Source organism: Nocardioides marmotae, from assembly GCF_013177455.1.
GTDB classification, from domain to species: domain Bacteria; phylum Actinomycetota; class Actinomycetes; order Propionibacteriales; family Nocardioidaceae; genus Nocardioides; species Nocardioides marmotae.
Genome location: NZ_CP053660.1, coordinates 650,295 through 663,706 on the forward strand (window position 1 = coordinate 650,295; position 13,412 = coordinate 663,706).

14 protein-coding genes, 1 tRNA gene and 1 pseudogene are annotated in these 13,412 nt (G+C 74.6%); 7 read left to right on the plus strand and 9 right to left on the minus strand.

The window, feature by feature from the left end; all coding sequences use genetic code 11:
- Positions 1–10: 10 nt before the first annotated feature.
- Complete coding sequence (locus HPC71_RS03080; RefSeq protein ID WP_154613605.1) at positions 11–1,624, minus strand: glycoside hydrolase family 13 protein; 1,614 nt, start codon at positions 1,622–1,624, stop codon at positions 11–13.
- 100 nt (positions 1,625–1,724) lie between these two features.
- Here HPC71_RS03080 and HPC71_RS03085 point away from each other — a divergent pair, with 100 nt between their 5' ends.
- Complete coding sequence (locus HPC71_RS03085) at positions 1,725–2,447, plus strand: hypothetical protein (protein WP_216656527.1); 723 nt, start codon at positions 1,725–1,727, stop codon at positions 2,445–2,447.
- A gap of 16 nt (positions 2,448–2,463) precedes the next feature.
- Here HPC71_RS03085 and HPC71_RS03090 read toward each other — a convergent pair whose 3' ends face one another.
- Entirely contained in the window at positions 2,464–3,819 is a 1,356-nt protein-coding gene (locus HPC71_RS03090; protein ID WP_253943878.1) for a cryptochrome/photolyase family protein, read from the minus strand.
- Between the two features lie 57 nt (positions 3,820–3,876).
- On the opposite strand from HPC71_RS03090, the gene HPC71_RS03095 reads away from it, so the two are divergent.
- On the plus strand, positions 3,877–4,563 hold the full coding sequence (locus HPC71_RS03095) for an iron-dependent transcriptional repressor DtxR (RefSeq protein ID WP_171896076.1): 687 nt from the start codon (positions 3,877–3,879) through the stop codon (positions 4,561–4,563).
- A 4-nt stretch (positions 4,564–4,567) separates the two neighbouring features.
- Here the strand turns inward: HPC71_RS03095 and HPC71_RS03100 are convergent, their stop codons facing one another.
- Both HPC71_RS03100 and HPC71_RS03105 read right to left on the minus strand, forming a co-directional pair.
- Positions 4,568–5,479, minus strand: a complete 912-nt coding sequence (locus tag HPC71_RS03100) for a Sir2 family NAD-dependent protein deacetylase (RefSeq protein WP_253943879.1) — start codon at positions 5,477–5,479, stop codon at positions 4,568–4,570.
- Positions 5,476–5,745 (minus strand): DUF2277 domain-containing protein, encoded by a 270-nt coding sequence (locus tag HPC71_RS03105; protein WP_154613000.1) that lies wholly within the window; start codon positions 5,743–5,745, stop codon positions 5,476–5,478. The genes HPC71_RS03100 and HPC71_RS03105 overlap by 4 nt, the downstream gene beginning before the upstream one ends.
- 22 nt (positions 5,746–5,767) lie before the next feature.
- Here HPC71_RS03105 and HPC71_RS03110 point away from each other — a divergent pair, with 22 nt between their 5' ends.
- Positions 5,768–6,967: a saccharopine dehydrogenase family protein gene (locus HPC71_RS03110; protein WP_154613606.1), complete on the plus strand. Its 1,200-nt coding sequence runs from the start codon at positions 5,768–5,770 to the stop codon at positions 6,965–6,967.
- A gap of 40 nt (positions 6,968–7,007) precedes the next feature.
- On the opposite strand, the gene HPC71_RS03115 is transcribed toward HPC71_RS03110, so the two are convergent.
- Both HPC71_RS03115 and HPC71_RS03120 read right to left on the minus strand, forming a co-directional pair.
- Positions 7,008–8,285, minus strand: coding sequence for a CoA transferase (locus HPC71_RS03115; RefSeq protein WP_154613607.1), 1,278 nt, complete (start codon positions 8,283–8,285; stop codon positions 7,008–7,010).
- Between the two features lie 299 nt (positions 8,286–8,584).
- Positions 8,585–8,660, minus strand: a tRNA-Arg gene (locus HPC71_RS03120).
- 106 nt (positions 8,661–8,766) lie between these two features.
- Here HPC71_RS03120 and HPC71_RS03125 point away from each other — a divergent pair.
- The 3 genes from HPC71_RS03125 (at position 8,767) to HPC71_RS03135 (ending at position 11,937) form a co-directional block, all read left to right on the plus strand.
- A complete protein-coding gene (locus tag HPC71_RS03125; protein WP_171896078.1) occupies positions 8,767–10,335 on the plus strand; it encodes a sulfatase family protein in 1,569 nt (522 codons plus the stop codon).
- 124 nt (positions 10,336–10,459) lie between these two features.
- Positions 10,460–11,719: an LCP family protein gene (locus HPC71_RS03130; protein ID WP_154613609.1), complete on the plus strand. Its 1,260-nt coding sequence runs from the start codon at positions 10,460–10,462 to the stop codon at positions 11,717–11,719.
- Positions 11,716–11,937: a hypothetical protein gene (locus tag HPC71_RS03135; RefSeq protein ID WP_154613610.1), complete on the plus strand. Its 222-nt coding sequence runs from the start codon at positions 11,716–11,718 to the stop codon at positions 11,935–11,937. Before HPC71_RS03130 ends, HPC71_RS03135 begins: the two co-directional genes overlap by 4 nt.
- Before the next feature lie 15 nt (positions 11,938–11,952).
- Here the strand turns inward: HPC71_RS03135 and HPC71_RS03140 are convergent, their stop codons facing one another.
- Together HPC71_RS03140 and HPC71_RS03145 are read right to left on the minus strand one after the other, a co-directional pair.
- Entirely contained in the window at positions 11,953–12,309 is a 357-nt protein-coding gene (locus HPC71_RS03140; protein ID WP_154613611.1) for an MscL family protein, read from the minus strand.
- 41 nt (positions 12,310–12,350) lie between these two features.
- On the minus strand, positions 12,351–12,980 hold the full coding sequence (locus tag HPC71_RS03145; RefSeq protein WP_154613612.1) for an SAF domain-containing protein: 630 nt from the start codon (positions 12,978–12,980) through the stop codon (positions 12,351–12,353).
- 89 nt (positions 12,981–13,069) lie between these two features.
- Between HPC71_RS03145 and HPC71_RS21215 the strand changes: the two genes are divergently transcribed.
- The gene (locus HPC71_RS21215) at positions 13,070–13,231 is read left to right on the plus strand and encodes a hypothetical protein (RefSeq protein WP_326832938.1); all 162 of its coding nucleotides are present in this window, start codon (positions 13,070–13,072) and stop codon (positions 13,229–13,231) included.
- A gap of 62 nt (positions 13,232–13,293) precedes the next feature.
- Here the strand turns inward: HPC71_RS21215 and HPC71_RS21220 are convergent.
- Positions 13,294–13,386, minus strand: a pseudogene (locus tag HPC71_RS21220) (FmdB family zinc ribbon protein); the annotation flags it as partial.
- Between the last annotated feature and the right edge of the window lie 26 nt (positions 13,387–13,412).

Consider the following 13,412-nt stretch of genomic DNA (forward strand, 5'->3'; position numbering starts at 1 on the left):
CCCAGCCGGCTCAGCCGGCCAGCCAGGCCGCGGTGTCCGGCGGCAGGTCGGCGACGACCGGGCCGCTGGCCAGCAGCAGCTCACCGGGCGGCAGTGCGACGGGCTCGGACCCGCAGTTGACCGCCACGGTCACCGGCCCGCGCCGGAAGAGCAGCACCTCCGGGGAGCCGGAGTCGAGGATCTCGACGTCGTCGCTCCCGGTGGTGGCGAAGGTACGCCGCGCGGCAAGCGCCGAGCGGTAGAACGCCAGCGTCGAGTCGGGGTCGGCCGCCTGCGCCTCGACGTGCATCGCCTTCCAGTCCAGCGGCTGCGGCAGCCACGGCTGCTCCGTGCCCGGGCCGAACCCGTACGGCGGGGTGTCGCCGCTCCACGGCACCGGGACCCGGCAGCCGTCGCGGCCGACCTCGCCGGTGCGGAACCAGGACGGGTCCTGGCGGAACTCCGGCTCCACGTCGACCTGCTCGAGGCCGAGCTCCTCGCCCTGGTAGAGGTAGGAGGAGCCGGGCAGCGCGAGCATCGCCATCGTCGCGGCGCGGGCGCGCGCCAGGCCGCGCTCGCCGCCGCCGTACCGCGTGGTGTGCCGGACGACGTCGTGGTTGCTCAGCACCCAGGTCGGGGAGGCGCCCACGGGGGCGATCGCCTCGAGGGTGCCGGTGATGACGTCGGCGAAGGCCTTGGCCGACCACGGCGCGAGCAGCCAGGCGAAGTTGAAGGACTGGTGCATCTCGTCGGGGCGCACGAAGCGGGCCATCGACTCCGGCGTCTGGGTCCACGCCTCGGCCACCATCATCCGGTCGCCGTCGTACTCGTCGAGCACGGTGCGCCAGCGGCGGTAGACGTCGTGGACCTCGGGCTGGTCCCACATCGGCTCGTCGCGCAGGGTCCGCTCGACCATCGAGTGCTCCTCGTTGATCGGTGCCCCGCTGCCGAGCTCCTCGCCCTCGCCGACCACCTGGTCGCGCAGGCCGTCCTCCTTGACCATGCCGTGGGCGACGTCCACCCGGAAGCCGTCCACGCCGCGGTCGAGCCAGAAGCGCAGGACGTCGACGAACATCTCGCCGACCTCGGGGTTGCGCCAGTCGAAGTCGGGCTGGGTGGAGTCGAAGAGGTGGAGGTACCACTGGCCGTCCGGCACCTGGGTCCATGCCGGGCCGCCGAAGACCGAGAGCCAGTTGTTCGGCGGCTCGCCGGGCCGGTCGGCGGGGGAGTCGCGGAAGATGTAGCGGGCCCGCTCGGGGCTGCCCGGCCCCGCGGCCAGCGCGGCCTGGAACCACGCGTGCTCGTTCGAGCTGTGGTTGGGCACCAGGTCGACGATCACCTTCAGGCCCAGGTCGTGGGCCGTCGCCACGAGGGTGTCGGCGTCGGCGAGCGTGCCGAACAGCGGGTCGACGTCGCAGTAGTCGGCCACGTCGTACCCGTGGTCGTGCTGGGGCGAGGTGTAGAACGGCGTGATCCACAAGGCGTCGACGCCGAGGTCGCGCAGGTACGGCAGCCGCGAGGTGATGCCGGGCAGGTCGCCGACGCCGTCACCGTCGCTGTCGGCGAAGCTGCGCACGTAGACCTGGTAGGTGACCGCGTGCCGCCACCACTCGGCGCCGGTCGGGGTTGGATCGTTCAAAGCCATGGGCCCATGAAACCAGACGCAGCGGCCCCGGGGGAGCGCTCCGAGGGGAGCCCGGGCGGGTGGTCGTCCGCGGCCGGTCCGGGCACGCAAGGATGGCGGGGTGTCGACGCCCCCCACGCCCACGCTGATCGTCCCCGCCACCTTCAACGGCCCGCCCGGCTCGGGCAACGGCGGCTGGTGCGCCGGCGCGCTCGCCCAGCACGTGGCCCCGGGGGCCGCCGGCGGCGGCGTCGAGGTCCGGCTGCGCAAGCCGCCGCCGCTGGACGTGCCGATGCCGGTGGGCGAGCAGGACGGCTGGACCGTGGCGACGCTCGACGGCGCGGTGGTGCTGCAGGCCCGACCGGGCCCGGCGCCCGAGCCGCTGGCCCCGGTCCCGCTCGACGTCGCGACGGCCGCCGCGGCGGCGTACGACGGGTTCCGCGCGCACCCCTTCGCCCACTGCTTCTCCTGCGGCCCGGAGCGGGCCGCAGGCGACGGGCTGCGGGTCTTCCCCGGCCCCGTGGCCGGGGAGCCCGGGGTCGTCGCGGCGCCGTGGACGCCGGGCCCCGACCATGCCACCCCCGAGGCGACGTGGGCCGCCATCGACTGCGCCGGCGCCTGGGCCGCCGGCATCGGCGAGCGCCCGATGGTGCTGGGCTCGATTACCGCCGAGGTGCACGCCCTGCCCGAGGCCGGCGCCGAGCACGTCGTCGTCGGCGCCGTGCGCTCCCGCGACGGTCGCCGGCACCACACCGCCACCACCCTCCGCGCCGCCGACGGTCGGCTCCTCGCCGCCTCCGAGCAGGTGTGGTTCGAGATCGACCCCTCCGCCTTCACCGGCTGAGCGGCACCGGCTCAGGTCAGCGGATCCGCTCCCAGCGGGCCAGCGCCTCGCGGCGCTCGGCGGCGTGGTCGACGATCGGCTCGGGGTAGCCGACCGCGGCGCGGACCTCGCCCGACGGCTCGTGCGGGTCGGGCACCCGCTCGGGGTCGGCGAGCTCCGCCACCCAGCGGCGCACGTAGGCCCCCTCCGGGTCGAACCTGCGGCCCTGGCCGGTGGGGTTGAAGACCCGGAAGAACGGCGAGGGGTCGGTGCCGGAGCCGGCCACCCACTGCCAGCCGTGGTTGTTGGAGGCGAGGTCGCCGTCGGAGAGCCAGTGCAGGAAGTGGCGGGCGCCGTGCTGCCACTCCACGTGCAGGTCCTTGACCAGGAAGCTGGCGGTGATCATCCGCACCCGGTTGTGCATCCAGCCGACCGAGCGCAGCTGACGCATCCCGGCGTCGACGACGGGGAAGCCGGTGCGGCCCTCCTGCCAGGCCTCGAACAGCGCGCCGGGCTCGTCGTAGTCGAGCCGGGCGTACTGGGTCTTGTAGTACTCCCGGGCGGTGCGCGGCTGGCGCCAGAGCACGTCGGCGTAGAACTCCCGCCACGCCAGCTCCTTGCGGTACGTCGCCGCGCCGGTGCTCCGCCTCCGCGCGAGATCGCCGAGCAGCTGCCGCGGGTGCACCTCGCCCCACTTCAGGTGCACCGACATCCGCGAGGTCCCGTCGGTGCCCGGCAGGTCGCGCTGCTCGTCGTAGTCGTCGATGCCCTGGTCGAGGAACGCCCGCCACCGCTCGGCGGTCGCGTCCTCGCCCGCCGCGGGCAGCTCCAGCCCGTCGGGCGGGTCGACCTCGGGGAGCCCGACGGTGCCCTCGTCGAGCGCCAGCCAGTCCGCGTGCGCCGGGGCGTCCTGCGGCGCCGGCCGGTCCTGCTGGGCCCAGACGCGGTGGAAGGGGGTGAAGACCCGGTAGTGGTCGCCCGAGCCGCTGGTCACCGTGCCCGGGGGCACGGCGTAGGGCGAGCCGGTGCGCACGAGCTCGACCCCGTCGGCGGCCAGCGCCTGCTCGACGGCCGCGTCCCGCTCGCGGCCGTAGGGGCCGAAGTCGGCCGCGACGTGGACCCGCTCGGCGCCGGCCGCGCGGGCGGCGAGCGGCACGCGACGTACCGGGTCGCCCTCCCCGACCTGCAGGCCGGGGGCTCCGAGGCCGCGCAGGGCGGCGTCGAGCGAGCGGAGCGACGCGGCGAGGTAGGCCCGGCGGGTCGGGCCGGCGGGGCCCCACAGGCGGGGGTCGAGGACGAACAGCGGGAGCACCGCGCCGTCCGCGCACGCCTCGAGCAGGGCGGGGTTGTCGCGCAGGCGCAGGTCGCGGCGGAACCACATCACACTGGACACGGGTGCCCGGTGCCCAGCCGGATGCCGCTCCAGGGCCCATGGGACACAATGACCGGCGTGAGCGACCTGATCGACACCACCGAGATGTACCTCCGGACCATCTATGAGCTGGTCGAGGAAGGGATCGTCCCGCTGCGTGCCCGGATCGCCGAGCGGCTGCACCAGAGCGGGCCGACGGTCTCCCAGACCGTGGCCCGGATGGAGCGCGACGGTCTGGTGACCGTCGAGGGCGACCGGCACCTCGAGCTCACCGACGAGGGCCGGCGGCTCGCGGTCCGGGTGATGCGCAAGCACCGGCTGGCCGAGCGGCTGCTGACCGACGTCATCGGGCTGGAGTGGGAGCTGGTCCACGAGGAGGCGTGCCGCTGGGAGCACGTCATGTCCGAGACCGTCGAGCGCCGCCTGCTGGAGCTGCTCGACCACCCCACGGAGTCGCCGTACGGCAACCCGATCCCCGGCCTGGCCGAGCTCGGCCAGGAGCCGGCGCCCGAGGGCTTCATGGAGGGCGTCGAGCCGCTGTCGAAGGCCGCGGGCTTCGACGAGGGCCGCGTGCTCGTGCGCCGCATCTCCGAGGAGATGCAGAAGGACGAGGTCCTGATGAGCGCCCTGCGGCGGGTCGGCGCGCTGCCCGACAAGACCGTCACCGTGGTCGCGACCGAGGAGGGCGTGCTCGTCGGCTCCGGCGGGGAGACCGCCGAGATCGTCCCCGAGGCGGCCAACCACATCTTCGTCCGCCGCCTCTGAGGGCTCACCCGGGCGGCCGGGCTCCGGGGAGGGCTGCGCCGCGTCGCTCGACCAGGGCGCTGAGCAGCTCGCTGCACCCCACGTCGAGGGTGTACGTCGCCAGGTCGTCGCCGCGGGTCGCGCCCCGGTTGACGATGACGACCGGCGTGCCGTTGCGGGCCGCGCGGCGGACGAACCGCAGCCCGCTCATCACCGTCAGGCTCGAGCCGGCCACCAGCAGCGTCCCGCCGGTGGCCGCCAACGCGTCGACGGCCGCGTAGCAGCGCTCGACGCGGTCGGGCGGGACGTTCTCGCCGAAGAAGACCACGTGCGGCTTGAGCACCCCGCCGCACGCCTCGCAGTCGGGGACCACGAAGTCCGCGAGCACCGCGGGGTCGTCGAGCTCGACGTCGCCGTCGGGGTTGACCGCGACCGCGGCGTGCCGCTCGGTGAAGCCGGGGTTGGCCTCCGTCATCCGCTCGTGCAGCGCCGCCCGGTCCGAGACCGCCCGGCACTCCAGGCAGACCACCTCGGCGATCCGGCCGTGCAGCGCGACGACCGCGCGCTGGCCGGCCCGCTCGTGCAGGCCGTCGACGTTCTGGGTGATGAGCAGCTCGGGGTCGAGCGCCACGAGCGCGCGGTGGCCGGGGTTCGGCTCGGCGTGGCGCATCCGCCCCCAGCCCAGGTGGCTGCGGGCCCAGTAGCGCTGCCGGGCGGCCGGGCCGGAGACGAACTCCCCGTAGAGCATCGGCGTCCGCGGCGGCCGGCCCGGCCCGCGGTAGTCCGGGATGCCGGAGTCGGTCGAGAGGCCGGCCCCGGTCAGCACGACGAGCGGGCCGGTGGCCAGCAGGTCCAGCGCGGGGTCCAGCGCGGGGTCCAGCGCGGGGTCCAGCGCCGGCGCGAGGGCGGCCGGCGCGGCGGCGTACGTCTCGGTCACCGTGCGTAGCGGAGCGCGGCCCGGGCGCGGGCCTTCTCCGCCTCCACCTCGCGGTCCTTGGGCGGCGCGGTGGTCACCAGGTCGTCGAGCAGGTGCTGGGTGACGTGGGCGATCTCGGCCACGGCGCGGTCGAAGGCCGCCTGGTTGGCCTGGGAGGGCTTGGTGGTGCCGCTGACCTTGCGGACGTACTGCAGGGCCGCCGCGGTGACCTCGTCGCCGGTGGCGGGCGGCTCGAAGTTGTGAAGGGGGCGGATGTTGCGGCACATGCCTCCAGCGTACGTTTCCGCCATGGCCAGCGACCGCGCTTCCGAGCGCCCCTTCGACCTCGTCCTGCTCGGCGCGACCGGCTTCACCGGGGGGCTCACCGCCGAGTACCTCGCCGAGCACGCCCCGGCCGGCCTGCGCTGGGCGATCGCCGGGCGCAACGCCGACAAGCTCGCCCGGGTCCGCGACCGGCTGGCGCGCATCGACGCCTCGCTCGCCGAGCTGCCGCTGCTGACCGCGGACAGCGCCGACCCGGCCTCGCTGGCCGAGCTCGCCGGCAGGGCCCGCGTCGTGGCCACCACCGTCGGCCCCTACCTCACCCACGGCGAGCCGCTGGTGGCCGCGTGCGCGGAGGCCGGCACCGACTACCTCGACCTCACCGGCGAGCCGGAGTTCGTCGACCGGATGTTCACCGCCCACCACGAGACCGCCCAGCGCACCGGTGCGCGGATCGTCCACGCCTGCGGCTTCGACTCCATCCCGCACGACCTGGGCGCGTACTTCACCGTCCAGCAGCTCGCCCCCGTCGACGGCCCGCTCACCCTGCGCGGCGTCGTCCGCGGCGGCGGCACCGTCTCGGGCGGCACGTTCCACTCCGCGATGACCCAGTTCTCCCGCGCCCGGCAGATGCGGGCCGCCTCCTCCGAGCGCCGCGCGCTGGAGAAGCGGCTGGGCCAGCGCCCCGAGGGCCGCTCCTCGCGGGCGGTCGCCGCCAAGCCCGGCAAGGACCCGGTCACCGGCTACTGGCTGCTGCCGCTGCCGACGGTCGACCCGTTCATCATCGCGCGCAGCGGCGACGCGCTCGCGGCGTACGGGCCGAAGTTCCGCTACTCCCACTTCGCCGGCACCAAGACCCTGCGGTACGCCGCCGGGGGCGCCGCCGGCGTGACGGCCCTGACCCTGGCGGCCCAGGTCGGTCCGGTGCGCAACGCCCTGCTCGGCCGGATCAAGCAGGGGGAGGGCCCCGACGAGGCCCGCCGCGCGAAGTCCTGGTTCACCGTCGACTTCGTCGGGGAGACCGGGGGCCGCACCATCCACACCCGCGTCTCCGGCGGCGACCCCGGCTACGGCGAGACCGCCAAGATGCTCGCCGAGTCCGCGATGTGCCTGGCCCTCGACGACAACCCGCCCACCTCCGGCTCGGTCACCACCGCCGCCGCGATGGGCGACCACCTGCTCGCCCGCCTCCAGTCCGCCGGGATGCGCTTCGAGGTCCTCGACTGATCTGTGTTCCCTGGCCCCGGCCCGGAGGTCGGGGCCGGGGTCAGGCCCAGGACAGCGGCGCCGCCCCGTAACCGCCGACCGCGCGCCCGGCGGTCCGGCCGTCGAGGAGGAACGGCGGCGGGACCACCGTCAGCCGGCCGTGCGGGGAGTCGACGGTCACCGTCGGCACCGGCAGGTCCGCGACCGGCTCGGCCGGCTCAGCGACCGGTCGCGGGAGGTCGAGCAGGGTGCGGGCGGCGCCGAGCAGGCTGGCCCGGACGAGGCCGCCCCGGCCACGGGCGAGCAGCGTGAGGACCCGGGCGGCCAGCAGGTAGCCCGTGGCGTGGTCGAGGGCCTGGACGGGGAGCGCGCCGGGGCGGCCGTCGCGGCCGTAGGCATCGGCGATCCCGGACGCGGCCTGCACGATCGAGTCGAACCCGGGATGGTGCCCCCACGGGCCCTCCTCGCCCCACGCCGACAGCGACCCGACGACCAGCGTGGGGTCGCGCTCGAGGAGCGACCGGGGATCAAACCCGAACCGCGCCAGGGACCCCGGGCGGTAGCCGAGGAGGACCACGTCGGCCCGGGTCAGCAGCCGCCGTACCTCCGCGCCCGCGGTGGCGAGGTCGACCTCGGCCGAGCGCTTCCCCATGCCGTTGGAGAGGTACTGGTCGATCAGCTCGGGGCGGTGCGGGGGGTCCAGGCGCAGCACGTCGGCCCCCAGGCAGGCGAGCACCTGGGAGCAGGTGGGGCCGGCGATCACCCGGGTCAGGTCGAGGACGCGCACCCCGTCGAGGGGGAGCCCCGTCGTCCTCGGCAGCGGGCGGCGCTCGGCGTGCGGCTCCACGGTGGACCACGGCTCGGCGGCGGTGGCGGCTCCGTGGGGGTGCTGGGCCCAGGCCGCCGCGGTACGGACGACGGTGGCGATGCCGCCCGCGCCGACGACCCGCGCCTCGACGTCCTCGGCGGCCATCGCGGCGACCACCTCGGTCAGCTGCGCGCGGTCCTCGACCTCCAGGGCGCTGCGCAGGGCCTCGGCGTGGTGCGGGTAGTTGGCGTGCAGCCGGACCCAGCCGTCCCGGGCCTCGACGAAGCCCGAGAGCGGCGCCCAGCCCTCGCCCTCCCGGCCGTCGATGCGCAGGTGGTCGGGGGCCGCGAACGCGGCGGCCACGAGCGCGGGCGTCGTCGTGATGCTGCCGAGGGCCGATCCGCGTCGAGCCGCGAGGTCGGCGGCGGCCGCGCAGACCTCGCCGACGGCCTCCCCGGCGAGCCGCTCGACGTCGAGGGGGCCGCTACCGGCCCACCAACGCCCCGCTGCGGTGTCGGCTGGGGTGTCCATGTGGCGCACGCTAGCGGCCGCTGCGGGTGGGCCCGCCGCGCGCAGTCGTGGTTCACCGTGGACGTCGTCCGCGAGACCGACGGCCGCACCATCCACACCCGCGTCTCCGGCGACCCCGCCGAGTCGGCACTTCTGGCCGGCCGAGTGGGCAGTTCTGGTCGGTCGAGTGGGCAGTTCTAGCGGTGGGGTCGGCAAGTGCGGTCTCGACGTACCGGAACTGCAGTCTCGGCACGTCGGAAGTGAGGTTTCGGCACGCCAGAAGTGAGGTTTCGGCGGAGTGGAACGGGAGGAGGAGCCGGTGGTGCCCCAGGCAGGAGTCGAACCTGCGACCTTTCGCTTAGGAGGCGGCTGCTCTATCCGCTGAGCTACTGGGGCGGCGCGTCCATCCTGGCAGGCCGAAAGTGCGTCCGCGATGCGAGGGTCGCCAGGCCGGGTCCTTAACCTGGGAGTGGGTCCGCGACGCATGGGGAAGGAGGGCCCGGTGCTTCGACGTGTCCTCGTCCTCCTGGCGATCGTGCTCGGCGTCAGCGTGCTGGTGACGACCGCGCTCGCCTCCCCGAAGCGCCAGGACGTGCCTCGGCAGGTCGAGCAGACGACGCCCACGGCCGGCCAGCGCTCGGGGATGAACTCCCAGGGCTATGAGTACGAGCGCCCGCGGCACCGGCCCGAGGCCCGGCGCGCCGACGACGACCGGCCGAACATCGTGCTCATCACCACCGACGACCAGGCCCTCACCGACATGCGGTGGATGCCGAAGACCCGTCGCTGGCTCGGCCGCGGCGGGGTGACGTTCCGCAACATGATCTCCCCGCACCCGCTGTGCTGCCCGGCGCGCGCGGAGATCCTCACCGGCCAGTTCGCGCAGAACAACGGCGTCCACACCAACGCCGGTCCCTACGGCGGCGCCGGCGCGCTCGTCGACCCCGACAACACCCTGGCCTCGTGGCTGCAGAAGTCCGGCTACCTGGTCGGGATGAGCGGGAAGTACCTCAACCAGTACGACGCCACCCAGGGCGTGCCGGACGGCTGGGACTACTGGAACGTCGCCACGACCAACCAGTTCGGCTACCTGCGCTACCCGATGTACGGCAACGGGGAGCCGACCTTCCACGCCACCGAGTACTCCAGCGACGTCATCCGCGACGACACCGTCCGGCTCGTCGAGCAGTGGTCGGAGGCCGACCAGCCGTTCTTCATCTGGGCCTCCTACTACGCCCCCCACGGCCTGTGCGCCGACGCCGCCGGCTGCGCCAAGCCGCCGCTGCCGGCCCCGCGGCACCGCCACCTGTACCCGAACGCGGCCGCCCCGTCGCTGCGCAAGCCGTCCTTCGACGAGGACGACGTGCGCGACAAGAGCCACGAGATCCGCAAGCGCGACAAGGTCGGGCGCCGCTCGGCGACGTACCTCCACCGCCAGCGGATCCGCTCGCTCGCCGCGGTCGACCAGGGCGTCGACCGGACCTTCAAGGCGCTGCGCAAGGCCGGCGAGCTCGACGACACGGTCGTGGTCTTCACCTCCGACAACGGCTACCTGCTCGGCGAGCACCGCTACCGCGGCAAGATCCTCCCCTACGAGGAGTCGATCCGGGTGCCGCTGCTGGTCCGCGGCCCCGGCGTGCCGAAGGGCGCCACCCGCGACCAGACCGTCACCACGGTCGACCTCGCCCCGACCGTGCTCGAGCTGGCCGAGGTGGAGCCGGGCCGGGTGGTCGACGGCCGCTCGATCCTGCCGTTCGTGCGCGACCGGGACCGCCGCCGTACCGACACCGACATCCTCATCCAGGCCGGCGGCCGCCCCGACGAGACGCCGACCCCGTGGTGGTACCGCGGCGTCCGCAACGAGCGGTGGACCTTCGTGCGGTGGAGCGAGCAGGGCTTCCTCGAGCTCTACGACAACCGGCGGGACCGCTACCAGCTCCAGAACCTCGCGTACGACGCCCGCCACCGGCCCGTGGTGCGCGAGATGCTGCGTCGCCTCAAGGTCCTCCGCGACTGCGCCGGCGAGGAGTGCCGGGTCGACCTCGGTCCGCCCCCGCGGCCCCGGACGTGACTCGGCCGGGCCCCGGGCCGGCCCCGGGCCGGACCCGGTGCGGCTGAGAGCACGCTGAGGGTTTTTGGGGTTCCTCGGACCCGCCGGTCAGAATGGGGTGTCCCTGTCGATTCAAAGGTGATCCATGCCCGACGAGCAGCCCGCGCAACCCGAGCCGTCCCAGCCCGGCCCATCGCGGGCCGAGGCGCGCCGCAAGCCCGACACCCGCGGCCGGTCCGGTCGCCGCAAGGGCCGCCCCCGTCGGCGACACACCGTCGCCCGCGTGCTCGGCGCCACCGTCGTGGTGCTCGCGATGGTCACCGGCCTCTCGGTGGTCTTCCTCTACCGCTCGCTCAACGGCGACCTCAACGTCGACGACCTCGACCCCCAGCTCGGCACCGACCGCCCCACCGCCGCGCCGGTCGAGGGCCCGCAGGACCCGCTGAACATCCTGGTCATGGGCGACGACACCCGCGAGGGCGCCGGCAACGACATCGACCAGGAGGCCGGTGGCGGGTCGGACACCACGATCCTCTTCCACCTCTCCGCGGACCGGGAGAACGCCTACGGCGTGAGCATCCCGCGCGACACCCTCGTCGACCGCCCCGAGTGCTACACCGAGGACGGCGACACGATCCCCGCCGAGAGCGGGGCGATGTGGAACGTCGCCTACTCCGTGGGCGGGCCCGCCTGCACGATGCGGCAGTTCGAGCAGCTGACCGGCATCAAGCTCGACAACTACGTGGTCGTGGACTTCCAGGGCTTCCAGGACATGGTCGATGCGATCGACGGCGTCGAGGTCTGCATCCCCGAGGACATCTCCGACCCCGCGCACGGCATCAACATCCCGGCCGGCACCCGCGAGATCGAGGGCAAGGAGGCGCTCAACTACGTGCGCGCCCGCTACACCCTCGGCGACGGCTCGGACATCGGCCGGATCAAGCGGCAGCAGGCGTTCATCGCGGCCATGGCCAAGAAGGTCGTCTCCGGCAACGTGCTGGCCCGGCCCGACCGGGTCGTGAACTTCCTCGGCGCGGCGATCGACTCGCTGACCACCGACTTCGAGAACCTCTGGCAGCTCGGGAAGGTCGGCTACAGCTTCCAGCACATCGGGCTCGACAACATCAAGTTCATCACCGTGCCGTTCCAGTACAGCGAGGTCGACCCGGGACGGGTCGAGTGGCTGCCCGAGGCCGAGCGCCTCTGGCAGCGGGTGATCAACGACGAGCCGCTGAGCCGCCGTCTCCAGGCCGGCGTGATCACCGCGGGCGACGTCCCCGGCACCAGCAACCCCGGCGAGGGCTCCGGCGGCGCCGGCCCCGACGACGGTCCGTCCGGCAGCGCCTCGCCCGATGTCGACCCCGAGCGCGCCGCCGAGCTCGAGGCCGCCGGTCTGTGCGCATGAGCCCGGAGCGTGCGGGTCAGGCGCCGGCGAGCGGGTCGGCGAGCCAGGGCGCGGACCGGTCGACCACCGAGTGGGAGCGGGCGCGGCGCCGAGCCGAGGTATTCGGCGAGGTGCTGCCGGAGATCACTCGCGACGAGCGCGACGAGGGTGGCCGGGGCGAGCGCCGCGACGGCGACACCTGGCTGCGCGAGCAGGTGCCGCCGCACCACGGCGGCTGACGCGACCGGACCGGCTCAGGCCTGCGGGCGCTGGGCGGCGATCAGGTCGCGGATCTCCTGGAGCAGCTTGATGTCCTCCGGCGTGCCCGCAGGGGCACTGGGGAAGTAGCGCTCCTTCGCCTTCGTGTAGGGCATGACGACGAAGAAGTAGACGACCGCGGCCAGGATCACGAACGAGATCACGGCGTTGAGGAAGGCGCCGAAGGTGTTCGGCTCGTTGGTGAAGTACTCGCTGGCCGACTCCGGCAGCTGCGCGGTCAGCCAGTTGGTGAACGTCGCGACGACCGCACCGAACGCCGTGCCGATGATGACCGCGACCGCGAGGTCGACGAGGTTGCCGCGGAGCAGGAAGTTCTTGAAGCCGCTGAGCATGGTGCCTCCGAGGGCCGAGGGACGAGCCGATCCTCGGCACGCTAACCGCTCCAGGCGTAGGTGAGGAAAGCCCGGGTGGCCGCGTCCGCGAGCGCCGACACCTCCGTGGGCGCCGCGCCGACGACGACCAACCGGCCGGTCAGGCCGTTGCCCCCGACGCCGGGTTCCTCGTCGAGAGGCAGGGCGAGGACGGGTACGCCGGCGGCGACCACGGCCGCGCCGCCCGCGCGGGGATCGGCCGCCAGCAGGTCGATCTCGTCGCCGACCTCGAGCAGCGCGGCCATGCCGGCGTCGGGGAGCCGGACCGGCACCGCGGTCAGCCCCGGGCGGCCCTCGGTCAGCCGCGGCCCGACGAGCCTGACGTCGGTGACCGGCTCGCCCCGGCGGACCGCCGCCGCGAGCACCCGCCCGACGGGGTCGGGCCGCTCGGCCGGCGCGGTCCCCGGCGCCCAGGCCGCGGTCGTGAGGTCGCCGGGCCCGACGACGGTGCCGGCCGGCAGGTCGCGCGCGGCCACGGTGACCGGGACCGTGCGGGGCGGTGGCGCGGCGGTCGCCTGGAGCCCGAAGGCGACGGCCGCCGCGGCGAGCACCGCGGCGAGCGGGCGACGCCGGGCCAGCACGGCACGGCGTACCGCTCGGGCGGGGCGGGTCAGGCGGTCGGGCAGGCGCATGGCCCGACCGTAGGCAGTTCCGCCGGCCGGTGCGCCGCGCTCTCCACAGGCCTCGAGGCGAGCCCGGGAGTCGGCCGGGGGATCAGGAGGTGGCGGCCGCCGAGGTGGTCGTGGAGGACGACGACGAGCCGCTGCTCGCGGAGTCGCTCGACGAGGACGACGAGGACGAGGAGGCCGTGGTCGACGAGGCGGCCGGGGTGGACGCCGCGGTGTCGCTCGAGGAGGAGGTCGAGCGGCTGTCGGTGCGGTAGAAGCCCGAGCCCTTGAAGACCACGCCGACCGCGTTGAACAGCTTGCGCAGGCGCCCGGAGCACTCGGGGCACTCAGTCAGCGCGTCGTCGGAGAAGCTCTGGAACTGCTCGAAGGCGTGGCCGCACTCGGTGCAGGCGTACTGGTACGTGGGCAACGTTCACTCCGGGGTCTGGTTGCTCG

Coding starts and splice junctions, on each gene's coding strand:
- HPC71_RS03140 (WP_154613611.1), bottom strand. CDS start 12,309: ATGCTCAGCGGCTTCAAGAACTTCCTGCTCCGCGGCAACCTCGTCGAC.
- HPC71_RS03115 (WP_154613607.1), bottom strand. CDS start 8,285: ATGGACACCCCAGCCGACACCGCAGCGGGGCGTTGGTGGGCCGGTAGC.
- HPC71_RS03145 (WP_154613612.1), bottom strand. CDS start 12,980: ATGCGCCTGCCCGACCGCCTGACCCGCCCCGCCCGAGCGGTACGCCGT.
- HPC71_RS03080 (WP_154613605.1), bottom strand. CDS start 1,624: ATGGCTTTGAACGATCCAACCCCGACCGGCGCCGAGTGGTGGCGGCAC.
- HPC71_RS03110 (WP_154613606.1), top strand. CDS start 5,768: ATGGCCAGCGACCGCGCTTCCGAGCGCCCCTTCGACCTCGTCCTGCTC.
- HPC71_RS03135 (WP_154613610.1), top strand. CDS start 11,716: ATGAGCCCGGAGCGTGCGGGTCAGGCGCCGGCGAGCGGGTCGGCGAGC.
- HPC71_RS03130 (WP_154613609.1), top strand. CDS start 10,460: ATGCCCGACGAGCAGCCCGCGCAACCCGAGCCGTCCCAGCCCGGCCCA.
- HPC71_RS03105 (WP_154613000.1), bottom strand. CDS start 5,745: ATGTGCCGCAACATCCGCCCCCTTCACAACTTCGAGCCGCCCGCCACC.